The organism is Psychrobacter sp. CX90, from assembly GCF_057396305.2.
Map to the genome: position 1 here is coordinate 428,041 of NZ_CM182008.1, position 13,618 is coordinate 441,658.

11 protein-coding genes are annotated in these 13,618 nt (G+C 37.9%); 5 read left to right on the top strand and 6 right to left on the bottom strand.

The genetic code is table 11. The features are described from left to right. Positions 1-227 precede the first annotated feature (227 nt). Both AC2SLN_RS01720 and AC2SLN_RS01725 read right to left on the bottom strand, forming a co-directional pair. Positions 228-1,352 carry a PilT/PilU family type 4a pilus ATPase gene (locus AC2SLN_RS01720; RefSeq protein ID WP_486548813.1) on the bottom strand — a complete coding sequence of 375 codons (1,125 nt, stop codon included), beginning with the start codon at positions 1,350-1,352 and terminating at the stop codon, positions 228-230. Positions 1,353-1,510: 158 nt separating this feature from the next. Then, positions 1,511-2,566, bottom strand: a complete 1,056-nt coding sequence (locus tag AC2SLN_RS01725; protein ID WP_486548812.1) for a type IV pilus twitching motility protein PilT — start codon at positions 2,564-2,566, stop codon at positions 1,511-1,513. A gap of 657 nt (positions 2,567-3,223) precedes the next feature. Here AC2SLN_RS01725 and AC2SLN_RS01730 point away from each other — a divergent pair. Further along, the gene (locus AC2SLN_RS01730) at positions 3,224-3,940 is read left to right on the top strand and encodes a YggS family pyridoxal phosphate-dependent enzyme (protein WP_486548811.1); all 717 of its coding nucleotides are present in this window, start codon (positions 3,224-3,226) and stop codon (positions 3,938-3,940) included. A 128-nt stretch (positions 3,941-4,068) separates the two neighbouring features. Here AC2SLN_RS01730 and AC2SLN_RS01735 read toward each other — a convergent pair whose 3' ends face one another. After that, positions 4,069-5,724, bottom strand: a complete 1,656-nt coding sequence (locus tag AC2SLN_RS01735) for an NAD+ synthase (protein ID WP_486548810.1) — start codon at positions 5,722-5,724, stop codon at positions 4,069-4,071. Positions 5,725-6,317: 593 nt separating this feature from the next. On the opposite strand from AC2SLN_RS01735, the gene AC2SLN_RS01740 reads away from it, so the two are divergent. Continuing rightward, a complete protein-coding gene (locus AC2SLN_RS01740; RefSeq protein ID WP_486548809.1) occupies positions 6,318-6,839 on the top strand; it encodes a hypothetical protein in 522 nt (173 codons plus the stop codon). Positions 6,840-6,965: 126 nt separating this feature from the next. On the opposite strand, the gene zapA is transcribed toward AC2SLN_RS01740, so the two are convergent. Together zapA and AC2SLN_RS01750 are read right to left on the bottom strand one after the other, a co-directional pair. Then, the gene (zapA, locus tag AC2SLN_RS01745; RefSeq protein ID WP_486548808.1) at positions 6,966-7,475 is read right to left on the bottom strand and encodes a cell division protein ZapA; all 510 of its coding nucleotides are present in this window, start codon (positions 7,473-7,475) and stop codon (positions 6,966-6,968) included. Positions 7,476-7,923: 448 nt separating this feature from the next. Continuing rightward, positions 7,924-8,334 (bottom strand): hypothetical protein, encoded by a 411-nt coding sequence (locus AC2SLN_RS01750; RefSeq protein WP_486548807.1) that lies wholly within the window; start codon positions 8,332-8,334, stop codon positions 7,924-7,926. A gap of 346 nt (positions 8,335-8,680) precedes the next feature. Between AC2SLN_RS01750 and AC2SLN_RS01755 the strand changes: the two genes are divergently transcribed. From AC2SLN_RS01755 to AC2SLN_RS01765, 3 genes are all read left to right on the top strand, one after another. Continuing rightward, positions 8,681-9,337 carry a UPF0149 family protein gene (locus AC2SLN_RS01755; protein WP_486548806.1) on the top strand — a complete coding sequence of 219 codons (657 nt, stop codon included), beginning with the start codon at positions 8,681-8,683 and terminating at the stop codon, positions 9,335-9,337. A gap of 102 nt (positions 9,338-9,439) precedes the next feature. Continuing rightward, positions 9,440-10,687, top strand: coding sequence for an acetylornithine deacetylase (gene argE / locus AC2SLN_RS01760; RefSeq protein ID WP_486548805.1), 1,248 nt, complete (start codon positions 9,440-9,442; stop codon positions 10,685-10,687). 116 nt (positions 10,688-10,803) lie between these two features. After that, on the top strand, positions 10,804-11,454 hold the full coding sequence (locus AC2SLN_RS01765; RefSeq protein ID WP_486548804.1) for a LysE family translocator: 651 nt from the start codon (positions 10,804-10,806) through the stop codon (positions 11,452-11,454). A gap of 175 nt (positions 11,455-11,629) precedes the next feature. Here AC2SLN_RS01765 and miaB read toward each other — a convergent pair whose 3' ends face one another. Next, complete coding sequence (gene miaB / locus AC2SLN_RS01770) at positions 11,630-13,108, bottom strand: tRNA (N6-isopentenyl adenosine(37)-C2)-methylthiotransferase MiaB (RefSeq protein ID WP_486548803.1); 1,479 nt, start codon at positions 13,106-13,108, stop codon at positions 11,630-11,632. Positions 13,109-13,618 lie beyond the last annotated feature (510 nt).

Here is a 13,618-nt window from a genome sequence, read left to right on the forward strand (position 1 = left end):
GTTATATTGCAGTAGCGGTTTTATAGCTGTCAGTGGGCTTATAACCTTTAAGTTGCGGGGGCAGAAAAGAGATTCTAATTTAGTAGTAGATTCAGGCCTTCTCAATCAACCACACAATTAAATGCTGTTATTTTTAGTATTTGTAGGCATTATCATAGGCATTTAAATGTGGGCACTAATAGAATATTAGAATCCAAGGTTTTGACTGTTTTTAATGTATATAATTTTTAATGTGTATAATTAAGAGAAAAGTTATCCTCATCTTCACTACTTAAGCTTTCAGCGCGTTTACTCTCTAATTTAATTTTTAAGCGTAGATCGTTGCTAGAATCTGCATATTTAATCGCATTCTGGTATGAGATACTGCCATCTTCAAACAAGTCAAATAATGCTTGATCAAAGGTTTGCATACCGCGTTCACGTGAACGCGTCATCAATGCTTTGATCTCGTGGATTTCCCCCTTACGTATATAATCACTGATAAGCTGCGAGTTCAACAACACTTCAACGGCTGCACGTCTGCTATTGCCTTCCACAGTTGGAATAAGTTGCTGTGCAACAATAGCCCGAAGGTTTAATGATAAATCCATATACAGTTGACTGTGTCGATCAGAATCAAAAAAATGAATGACTCTGTCAATAGCTTGATTCGCATTGTTAGCATGGAGTGTGGCAAATACTAAGTGGCCCGTTTCAGCATATTGTATGGCATAATTCATGACTTCACGATTACGAATCTCGCCAATGCAAATGACATCTGGTGCTTGACGTAATGTGTTTTTTAGTCCAGTTTCAAATGAGTCAGTATCAATGCCAACCTCACGCTGAGTAACGATACAACCTTTATGCTCATGCACAAACTCGATAGGATCTTCAATAGTAATAATATGGCCACGTGAATGCGTATTGCGATACCCTATCATTGTCGCTAGCGTGGTTGATTTTCCTGTACCAGCTCCCCCCACTATTAATACAATGCCTCGTTGCTGCATTGCTATATCATTTAAAATAGACGGTAAATGGAGTGTTTCAGTCGTTGGAATGTGCGTCTCTATTGTTCTCAGAACCATGCCGGCAAGCCCACGTTGGATAAATGCACTTACCCTGAAACGCGCCGTATTTTGTAGAATGCTAATGGCAAATTGACACTCCTTGGTTAGTTCAAATTCCTGAATTTGGTCGTCTGACATGATGCTTTTAATAAGTGTCATGCACTGGTTGCCCGTTAAGGGCTGCTTACCCACAGGGGCAATTCTTCCGTTAATTTTAATAGAAGGTGGTACACCAGCTGTGATAAATAAATCAGAACCTTTTTCATTTATCATTAATAGTAAGAGTTTTTCAAGATCCATAAAGTGTTTTCGCAAAATTCAGTAAAATGTTTAATAAAAGGTTCAGTAAAAAGTTTACGGTACTAAATATCGCTAGGTCGCCTATATATTTCACAAGATAATATAGTTAAAGCTATGTAGTCAACAGTGATACGATACGGTTGCTTTGCGAAAAGATATCATGTGAAAAGTTCGGGTTGTTTAGCGTATCTTCTAGCGGTTTCTTTGGTAACCACATCTCTTAGCACTAGGTTTTTTAGAGTTTGATCCAACGTTATCATACCATCGCTTGCACCTGTTTGAATACTTGAGTACATTTGAGCAATTTTATTTTCGCGTATTAGGTTACGTATGGCTGGCGTACCAAGCATAATTTCGTGAGCAGCCACACGACCTCCGGTTTTTCTTTTTAATAACGCCTGTGATACAACAGCTTGCAATGACTCCGATAACATGGCTCGAATCATATCTTTTTCAGAGGATGGGAAAACATCGATAATACGGTCAATAGTCTTGGCGGCAGAATTGGTATGCAACGTACCAAATACAAGGTGGCCTGTTTCAGCCGCGGTTAGTGCCAGACGTATGGTTTCCAAGTCCCGAAGCTCGCCTACTAAAATAACATCAGGATCTTCACGTAACGCTGAACGTAATGCGGCATCAAATCCTAATGTATCCCTATTAACTTCACGTTGGTTGATTAAGCTTTTATTAGGGTTGTGAACAAACTCAATAGGGTCCTCAATGGTTAGAATATGTTCTTTCCGGGTTTTGTTAATATAGTCAATCATCGCAGCCAGTGTGGTTGACTTACCTGAACCAGTAGGGCCGGTAACTAAGACCACGCCATTTTTGAAATTGGATATAGTTTTAAAAATCTCCCCCATTTCAAGCTCTTCCATGGACAACACTCTGGAGGGAATTGTACGGAATACCGCCCCAGCGCCACGGTTTTGATTAAATGCATTAACCCTAAACCTTGCCAGTTTAGGAATGTCGAATGAAAAATCAATTTCTAAATACTCTTCATAATCTGAGCGTTGTTTATCATTCATAATATCGTAAACCAACCGACGCACAAGCTTATGATCCATAGCGGGCATATTTATTCTTATCATTTCGCCATCGACACGAATCATAGCAGGCATGCCAGCTGAGATATGTAAGTCTGATGCATTATGCTTATAGGCGAAGCGCAGTAAGTTTTCAATACTGACTGAATCATTAATGGACATACAGGCGTTCCTTTTTATGGTTATAATTCAACAAGTATTTATAATATAGTCAGCGAACTACTAAACGGTTACGGCATTAACCTCGTTAAGCCTACTCCAGTAGTACTTGCACTCGGTTGCCTTGTAATCATTTTAGACTTCTTTGACTATACGATTTAAGTTACGGTCAACTAAAGGGTTTTTTATATTAGCTTATAAAGGGATAAGGTTGGTCATATCTGTGCTAAATTAACTAACGCTCTATATCCTAGCGATTAAACTCTTTAGTCTCCTGCATCATGAAAGAGCATTCGCCTTATCACGCTTTTTTATCATATCAAGCTTGGTTTTTTTTGTCAGATAGTTTTTAATATAAAGCGGCTTGAATGTGGTTGTGATGCACGACATTATTTTTTAAAAACATAATCTAGAGAGTAAGGATATTCATGTTATTAAAGATATGGACAGACATAGATTTCAAATTTAGTACAAACTAATTAACTAGTTTTGTTGTTATGGGATCATTTTCTCATCTTATTGAACGGGTTGACTTAGCGGCAGAGTAGTAGGTAGCGTGTTAATTATAGTGAATTGTATACAAATATTGACACTATTTGATAGATAGATAAAGCCGCTTTCATGTATCTTGATGATTTAACGGTTAATTTGGGGTATTAAATGTCTGATTGTGAGCTGATTAAAAATTGGAACTTAGTGCGTGAGAAGGTCAAACAGGCAAGTTTGGCTTCAAATAAGTCGGACGTTACGCTACTTGCTGTGTCAAAAACCAAGCCTGTTGAAATGATTGAGACACTTTTGCGTGCGGGGCAAACAGATTTCGGAGAAAATTATTTGCAAGAAGCGCTAGGTAAAATCGCTGCTTTAAATACTATGTTAGAAGATGACACTAATGATAAAAATCACGTAGTGTGGCATTATATTGGTAAGATTCAGCGTAACAAGACACGAGATATTGCTGAAAATTTTCATTGGGTACACACCATTGAGCGAGACGTTATTGCCAAGCGTTTAAATGACCAGCGCCCTGAACATTTACCTAAGTTGAATGTATTGATTCAAATCAATATTGATAATGAAGAGAGCAAGTCAGGCTGTAGGCCTAACGAGGTAAACGCACTAGTAGACGCTATTAAAAGCTATGATAAACTTAGCTTAAGGGGACTAATGATTATCCCCTCTAAAAGTGGTTTAGGTGTTAATAACAGTGCATTTGAACGGACCAAACAATTATTTATGGCTATTGCGGATAACCATCCTGAGCTGACCACTTGGGACACCTTAAGTATGGGTATGAGTGCTGATATGCAAGAAGCCATAAATTATGGGTCAACTATGGTTAGAGTCGGTAGTGCGATATTTGGTGCAAGAGTCTAAGCTTAGAATACATGAAGCGCTTCATAACATAATCATAAATAGTCCAAAAAAATAAATCGCCCACAAAAAGTAGTCCAAAAAAAGAGCCTAGCACAAGCTCTTTTTTTATGAACTATTCAGGGTAAGTGCTAATCTTCAATCGTCCATCCGTTAACCAATGGGTAGCGGCGTTCACGCCCAAACGCTTTATGGCTGACTTTTGTGCCTATAGCGGCTTGGCGGCGTTTGTATTCGCTATTATCGACTAAAAGGATGATTTGACGAACGATGTCGGCATCGAAACCTTTGTCAACAATTTCGTTATAGCCTAAATCTTCATCGACATAGTGCTTTAGAATAGTGTCTAAAGTATCGTAATCTGGTAGGCTGTCTTCATCTTTTTGGTCTGGACGCAGCTCAGCAGAGGGTGGTCGGGTAATGACGCGTTCAGGAATGACGTCAGTGTCCTCTAAGCGGTTACGATAGTTGGCAAGGGCATATACTTGAGTTTTATACACATCTTTTAATACATCAAATCCGCCAGCCATATCGCCATATAAAGTGGCATAGCCAACTGCCATTTCTGACTTATTGCCAGTAGTAATAACCAGATGGCCAAACTTGTTTGATAGGGCCATGAGCACCATACCCCGGGCACGAGCTTGAATATTCTCTTCTGTCGTGTCTGCTTTAGCTTTATTAAATAAAGGCGCTAAGGTATGGCGAATACCATCTACCGCATCATGAATAGGGCACACAGTATATGAGACATTTAGCCTACGAGCCTGAGCTTGAGCATCTTCAAGGCTGATTTGCGAGGTATATTCGTATGGCATCATGACCGCATAGACTTTGTCGGCCCCCAAAGCATCCACTGCAATACAAAGCGTCAGTGCTGAATCAATACCACCTGATAGTCCTACTAATACACCCTCGAAACCAGAGTGATTAACATAGTCACGTAGCCCCACCACTAAGGCTTGATAAGTCTCAGACTCCGCACTAAGATTAATAGGTGCTTTAGATTGAGTGTCAAAACTCCCTTGATTAATATTATAGGTGGCATATAAAATATGTTCTAAGAATCTAGGGGCTTCGTGTGCAATGTTACCATCTGCTTGCATAACCAAAGAACCGCCATCAAATACCAAGTCATCTTGTCCGCCCACACAGTTAACGTAGATGAGTGGCAAGGCATTACTCTTAACCCGTTCTTGTAACATAGCTTTACGGATATTTTGCTTATTCGCTTCATAAGGTGACGCATTTATAGTAATGACTAAGTCTGCACCTTGATCTTTCAATGCTTTGATTGGCTCTTCTTGCCATAAATCTTCACAAATTAATAATCCGATAGTTACGCCTTGATAGTCAAATAAAACCTGATTACGACCTTTATCAAAATAGCGACGCTCATCGAATACCCCGTAATTCGGTAAATACTGTTTGTGATAAAACCCTTTTTGATGACCATTGTGTAAAATGGCAGCAGAATTAAAGGTACCGTGATAATCTATATGTGGGTAACCGACAATCATTACAATATCGTTGATATCACTTAGTGAACTTAAGGCAGACTTTACCCGATCAGAGAGGCTGGGACGTAATAATAAGTCTTCAGGTGGATAGCCAAGTAGTGATAGTTCGGGAAAAATGATGACATCAGCACCCTCTTTACGAGCTTGAATAGCCAGTGAACGCATTTTTTTTACATTCTTGTCAATGTCGCCCACCATAAAATGGGATTGAGCTAAAGCAAATTTTAGTGAATCGCTAGCATTAGCAATGTTGTTATCATTAAGCATTATGAAATCCTGTTAATTTTAAGCGCTAAATAATCAAATCACTTTATATAGTTTTTTTTGAGCAATATTAATATTAGAGTTAATAGCGCTGTATTGATGAGATAGAATAATCGTTATATACAAATATAAAAAATAAGCGGCGAAACATACGCCAAACACAGTCTAATCAAGTACATTCCAATCAAATATAGTCCAATAATGTCATTATAATATTGAATTTTTTAGCTTATTTGATACAAAATGTCTTGCAATAAACGAGATATACCTCTTTAGTATAACATCAAAATTTTCATATACATCCAGTGACTGTCTACTTATAGGGCTAATTATAGCCAGTTTTAAGTGAACATAAAGCAATAGTGTATGTTAAGGCTAGATATAATAAGCTGACGAATATAATTTAATATAGCCTTATCCTTTACCTTAGTTTGGCGGTTTAAGGGTTCTATTTATATTGTTTTATTTTAACTGGCCATTTTAGTAGTGCTATTTTGACAGACTATTTTCAATGATTTTATGCTTATCAAAATGATGTTAAGAGAACTATACACATTTTAACCCTATAAATTGGTTAAAGATTTAAGGAAACAAATATGCTGCCCTTTATAATTACCTTATTAATGATCTGGTTTATCATGTGGGCATTTTTTAAATTTATGTATCCTAAACCGCCTAAAGCTTTTATGCCAAAAGAAGGTGATGTCGTGATACCTAGAGAGTGTGATTACTGTGGTTATCCACTGGCTGAATACCGTGGGGTTTTAGAGACTAAACCTGATACCAGTATTACAACAGAGAAACGCACTGAGTTAAAGAGACTAGATGAAGAATTGAAAAGCTATGCAGCAAAGAGTCTGGGGGCTAACGAAATTAAAGCCGCTATGCTAAAAGGTAAAAGCCGAAAACAAAAGAAAGAAATAAGATTGGCTCATGAGCAAAGACAAAAACAGCGATTTAAAAAAGAGCAAGAAATTAAAAAAATTACCTCATGGTTTTTCTGTAATTATGAGCACCAAACTAAATATCATGAGTCCAAAAGGCGGACTGATAATACCAACACCTATGCCAATGCCAATATTAATGAGAGTGACAACCAACACAACCCTAGTAGATAATAGGCATTATTAAAAATCAATATATTTAATATTTGGCTGTTTAGTTTAGATTGGACTGTTTAGCTGTCTAATAGTGTACTAATTTTTCTGTGATTGAACAGCCTAAATTAGGCTGATAGGGTGGCTTTAATCCTTTAGTTCTTTAATCATCTTATCGATAAGGTAATTGGCCTGCCTGTTAATCTCTTTCTCATTTGAGCCTTCTTTTTTAGATTGCCGTAGTTGTTCAAAAAGATTTAGACAGCAAAGTACTAATAAATTTTCATGTGATAAATTAGGAGCTTGTTGGCGTAGACCACTAATAAACTCATTAATATGGTTTGACGCTGTTTTTAACTCATTCTCTTCACCGGTGGGGCAGTTAATAGTATAGACTTTACCTGCGATAACGGTGTCAATAGCTACAAATTGAGACTTGGATTCTGGTTGATTTTTTAAGGGGCGCTGGGGTGTTGAGTCTACTGATTCGATTTTGACCTCAGACTTTAATGATGATTGGATGATATCAGATGTTTTGTTCGATTCGGTCTGGGGTCTGACTATCTGAACATCATTCTCTAATGTTGTATTAGCATTAGGGTTGTTAGACTGATTAGAATTTGACGGCTCAATCTTATTTAATTCTGAATTTGACATAGGGTTCTCTTTAAAAGGTAAAAAACTGAATAGCTTGAAATTTATAGTTTGGGCTCTTTAGTTATTAAACTTATAAATACTTAAATCTGTCATTTTGAATATTACACTCTATTTAAAAAATAATTTAGCATTATCTGAACAGCTAAGCCCAGATATAAGATATAACCAAGATATAAATACTATAGTCAGCGAACTACTAAACGGTTACAGTGTTAACCTCGTTAAGCCTACTCTAGTAGTACTTGCACTCGGTTGCCTTGTAACCATTTTAGACTTCTTTGACTATATGGAAGTGTTTTCACTCAATGTACACTGGTATAAATTTCATAATACTTGTATAAATAATAATATAGGCTTTTTGAAGTGGTCTTAAGCGTTTGGATTGAGCTTTAAATCAGTGAATGAGTGTATTGATCATTTAAAATGACAACCACGCTGTAACCAAAAATTAATCTGTTGTTTGATCAATGCGAGTCAATCGCTCTAAAACTACTTTAGTATGCTCTGCTGCAGTACGATTCTTTTCAAGTAATACTTCATTGGCTTGTTCTAATGCGGCACACTTTTTTACCAACGCGCTATGCTTATCATTTAAGTTATGATGTGCTTCTGCTAAAGTTTGGTACTCTCGATCAAGCGTGGTCAGTTTTTCTTTTAAAGTGTCGCATTCTTGAGCACTGTGTTTATATTGACTATTTATGTCAGACAGTTGCTGTTTAACGTGGTTGAACTGGGCAATATTTACTTTAGGTTGAGACTTAAAAGTCTTAAGTTCATTCTTGGTGCTTTCATACTGCTCACGCAAATTTTGTATGGTGGCATTAAGAGTTTGTAACTTGGTAATTAATGAATCAGTCATGAGGCAATCGCTTATAAGTTGTTCTGTTTAAATCTTAATTAAAGTTTATAAGTATCTTCCCTTTAATAATGCCACAGATGCCCGCATCATATCTAGCGTTAGATGTTAATGAATGTTTATTATTGAGTCAAAACGAAACAATTTATATAAATGCAATTTAGAAGAAGATAAGCAGGTAGTGTTATAAACTGACATAGACTTGCAAAATGGAGTGCCAAACTTATCAATTCACAAGAGCCTATAACTATAGGCTACATCATTCGTTTATCGAATAATCAGAAGAGCGGGTAAGTTAGCAACTTATTACTTTATACAGCATATTAAAAAATTTAGGATAAATAATGCGATGAATGACAATATATCTGGTTGGAATGATTGGACAATAGCGTTTGCAGATTGGTCAGATGCTAGCATAAGTGAGTTACACGGACTGATGACTGGGCTGATGACAGTTTGTCAAGCACCCACTAAAAAAGAAGATTGGGAACGCTTATTAAGTGAGCTTAGCTTCACTTTGCCAAGTGATGAGGCTATGATCCTATTGACTGAAGAGGCGGAAGATACGTCATTTCAGTTACGTGATAAGGATGATGCCTATCAATACTTGCCACTGGTACCTGACGATGAACATGATTTATATGAGCGTATTATCTCACTTAAAGAATGGGCAAATGGTTTCATGACAGGTTTTGGGGTTACAGATTGTACGCTGACCGAAGAAGAAAATACTATATTGTCAGATTTAGCACACATCTGTAGTATTAGAATGAATCCAGATGAAGAGTTTGAAGGGGGTGAGGAGTCTTTCTTATATTTATACGAGTTTGCCCGTATGGTCCCGGTTAGTCTTGCCACGCGGCCTCGTAAAGTTATGTTAGAGTTACCCTTGATTGCTGGATTATCAGTCAACTCTAAAACGGCCTTCGAGATTGAGAAACAAGGTGTTAAACCAAAACCAAGACCACATGTTATTGAGGCGATGAATCGCAATAACCCCTCATGATTGTTTGCTATAAAACTATTTTACTGATCTGTTTATTAGTCTAGCTTTATTTAATTAGAAATTTGGATTTTTGAAGTTGATATGCATTTTCGAGATTAAGATATGAGTGATCCCAACCAAACGATACGACCATTCAACAGCCGTGTAAGTGCGGATATACCTCGAAAAAGTATTGACTGGCTGACTCGTTTAATCGCCTTTGATACCGTCAGTCGTCACTCTAATTTGGCGCTTATTGAGGACGTGAAATCTTATTGTCAACAACTAGGTCTAGCACCATTATTAACCTTCAATCAGGACAAAACCAAAGCGAATTTATTCGTGACAGTTCCTGCTGGCGATGACGCTACTATTATTAGTGGCGGCATCGTGTTGTCTGGGCACACCGACGTCGTACCGGTTGAGGGGCAAGCGTGGCAGTCTGACCCTTTTAGTGCAGAAATTCGGGGTAATAAACTCTATGGCCGCGGTGCATGTGATATGAAGGGGTTTATTGCTTGTGCATTACATCTACTTCCTAAAGCAGTGTCGTATTCTCAAGCAGGTAGGCTGGTTAAGCCTTTACATTTGGCTTTTTCATTTGATGAAGAAGTAGGGTGCTTAGGTGCGCCATTACTACTTAAAGACATCAGTGAGCGCGGTATAAAACCTGATTACTGTATTGTTGGTGAGCCTTCATTAATGAAAATGGTAGTGGCACACAAAGGAATCAATGTGTTTCGTTGTACTATACACGGAAAGTCTGTGCATTCATCGCTTACCCCGCAAGGGGTTAACGCCATTAGTTATGCGTCTCGTTTGATAACATTTATTGATGAGCTAGCGACTCATTTGGCGGTAAATAGGCAAGATGCTTCTTGGTTTGACGATCAATTTGATGTGCCATTTTCAACCTTGTCTATTGGGACTATTAAAGGCGGTACGGCTACTAATATAGTGCCAAATTTATGCGAGTTTACATTTGATTACCGTAACCTGCCCACCATGAATACTGACGATATACTGCCAAAGATTAAAGCAAAAATTGCTGAGTTAACTGAGCAGATGCAAATGGTCGATGTCCAGACCGGCATAGAAATTGAGCATCTTGAAGATGTACCTGCTATGCAAGAAAAGGATAGCGCTGCTCTACAAGCTCTGATTGCAGGTTTGGTGCATGAGTCTGCACGCCATAAGGTGGCTTATGCTACTGAGGGCGGTCAGTTTACTAATGTGGGTATTCCAACGGTCATTTGTGGCCCAGGCAGTATTGAGCAGGCTCACAAGGCAAATGAGTTTGTTGAGCTAGAGCAGTTAGATCAGTGTGACGAGTTTTTGCATAAATTACTTGATACCCTAACGTTGAGCTAATCATGATTCTTTATTAGAGCATTAAATGCACTTATTAAGCAGATAGCTTTTTAAGTAGATACCTTTGGTAATCCAGCGATAAACTTATCTTTACTATTTCTATAAGGCGATGCTTTATGAGCTTAGCCGTTTTTTTGGTTTTCTTTTTTAGTACCTTTTTGATATCAGCCACTCCTGGCCCGAATATGTTATTGGCTTTTCAACAGGGGCTAAATTATGGTGTTCGCTATACTATTTGGACTTTAGGTGGACTAAGCTTTGGTCTATTTATTCTGCTTTTGTCTGCGCTATTAGGTATTGATATTATTAGTCGACAGTTTCCTTGGCTTCTCATTGTCATTAAGGGGGGTGGTGCACTTTACTTGGTGTATTTAGGTATTCAAGCTTGGCTTCATGCATCAGATAATGTTGGTTTTGATATCTCATCAAAGTCGGTTGCAGCCAAACTGTTGAAAACACCATGGCAAAGATTTCGTCGCGGGGTCTGGGTGTCATTATCAAACCCAAAAGCTATCTTGTTTTTTGCTGCCTTTTTTCCAAAGTTTATAAACTTCAATGCGCCTTTATTGCCACAATATGCCCTGTTGACTCTAGGCTTTTTTGCCAGTGAAACCAGTTGGCAGATTGCTTATACGGTAGGTGGTAAGAAGCTAGCGAATTGGTTTGGCAGTGGCTCGCGGTTATTGTGGTTGAATCGAATATGTGGCATTATTTTTATATTCATTGCAGTCGCTATGTTCTGGGAAGTGGTTGTAGATATTGTTTGATAGCTTACTTGTTTAATAGCTGATGCTCTGTATAACCAATCCAATTTAAAGACTATACAGAGTATAAGCTGAGAGAGCAAAAAGGGAGGCGTCAAATAGATTCACAGTCTATCAGTCGAAACATCAATCTATGTTTCATTTATGAGTCCTACGAGTCGTATTTAATTGGCACAGACTAGCCTAAAACATCTATTAGCTCGCCACGTACCATATGTGGGCTGACATATTCGGTAATATTAACCGTAACCAGCTTGCCCATTAACTCTATTTTTTGTTGTTCTGTCGTAGTAAACAATACAGAACGTGTATTATCCGCTGTACCCAGCAATTGGTCGTCATAACGGTCTGCAACATCTTCAACTAGCACTCTTACGGTTTTACCCACCATGTCTTGCGTTTTTTTCAACGTGGATTCTAAGATAACTTTTTGAAACTCTGCTAAGCGTTGCTTTTTAGTTGAAAGGCTCACATCATCTGGAAGTTCAGAAGCTGGAGTGCCGGGGCGTTTAGAATAAATAAAACTATAAGAATGATCAAAATCTAATGCTTTGGCAAGATTTAAAGTATCTTCAAAGTCGTCTTGAGTTTCGCCTGGAAACCCAATAATAAAATCACTTGATAAATGAATATCGGGACGTACTTTCTTCAGTTTATTGATTTGATTGATATAGACATCAATGGTATGGTTGCGCTTCATCGCCGCCAATATCTTATTTGAGCCACTTTGAACAGGAAGATGTAAATGTGAAACCAACTGTGGCAATTTCGCATAAGCATCGATAATATCATCAGTAAACTCAAGGGGATGACTGGTGGTATACCGAATACGCTCAACACCATCAATGTGGGCTACATAGTGCAGTAGTTCAGAAAAACGGCAGATACTACCATCGTCTTTTTCGCCACGGTAGCCATTTACATTTTGACCCAATAGGTTGATTTCTCTGACACCTTGTTGAGCGAGACTGTCAATTTCAGTTAATACATCATCTAAAGGGCGTGATAATTCCTCTCCGCGAGTGTAGGGCACAACACAAAAAGAGCAGTATTTTGAACATCCTTCCATGATAGAGACAAAGGCTTTAAAGCCGTCAACTTTAGGCTCAGGTAAAAAGTCAAACTTTTCAATGCTAGGGAAAGACACATCGACGGTACCAATACGGTTTTTCGGCTTGATATTTTTTTGCTTTTTTGATTGATCATATAGTTCTGGCAAACGGTGTAACGTTTGTGGTCCAAACACCATATCAACATAGGGTGCGCGCTTCTGAATATTATCGCCTTCTTGCGAGGCAACACAGCCGCCCACCCCAATCACTAAATCAGGATTTTTCTCTTTTAATTTGCGCCAGCGCCCAAGTTGCGAGAACACCTTTTCTTCTGCTTTTTCGCGTATAGAGCAGGTGTTCATTAAAAGCACATCTGCTTCGTTGATATCATCAGTCACAATCATATCGTGAGACTCGCCAAGCATATCCCCCATCTTTTCAGAATCATAGACATTCATCTGACAACCTTGAGTTGCAATGAACACCTTTTTCTTTGGTAGCCCGCTTTTTCGTACAGGCATACTTTCACTATTAATATAGTCAGACTTAGCGTTAGCCTCAGTTGAATTAGTGATAGTTTTAGGGTCAAATAGGGTAGCACTCATATTAAGCAGTCCAAGGTTATGCATTGATTTAAATGACGTTGATAAGTGGGGTTTATATAAGTTGATAATAAGCTACGGTCACATTAAAGTTAATATAAGTCTATTCTTTAAAATGTGTTTAGTGGGCATAGTTATGTCACTAACCATTATACCATAAGCCTAACGACATAGAATGTATCGCTCGATATACTACACCTGAAAAGTAAAACTTAGTTTTTAAAACACAGAGTTTTATTTTTAAAAAGCAAACAGCAACATCAGCTTACATAAAGCATTTTGGTGTATGATGGTTTGTTGCCTATAATCTATAGAGTACGTCCACAATTTAACCAATTATTTTAAATTATACTTATCAAACTCATCTAAACTCATAATAAGACTGTATTTATGTCAAAAATGAATCCATTATCTAATAATTACCGATTATCTAAACGTATTGGTAATGTCGCCGAATTCAGCATCTATGGCGCTAATACATCAAAAATCAACTTTAATAAACAATCTTTTTAT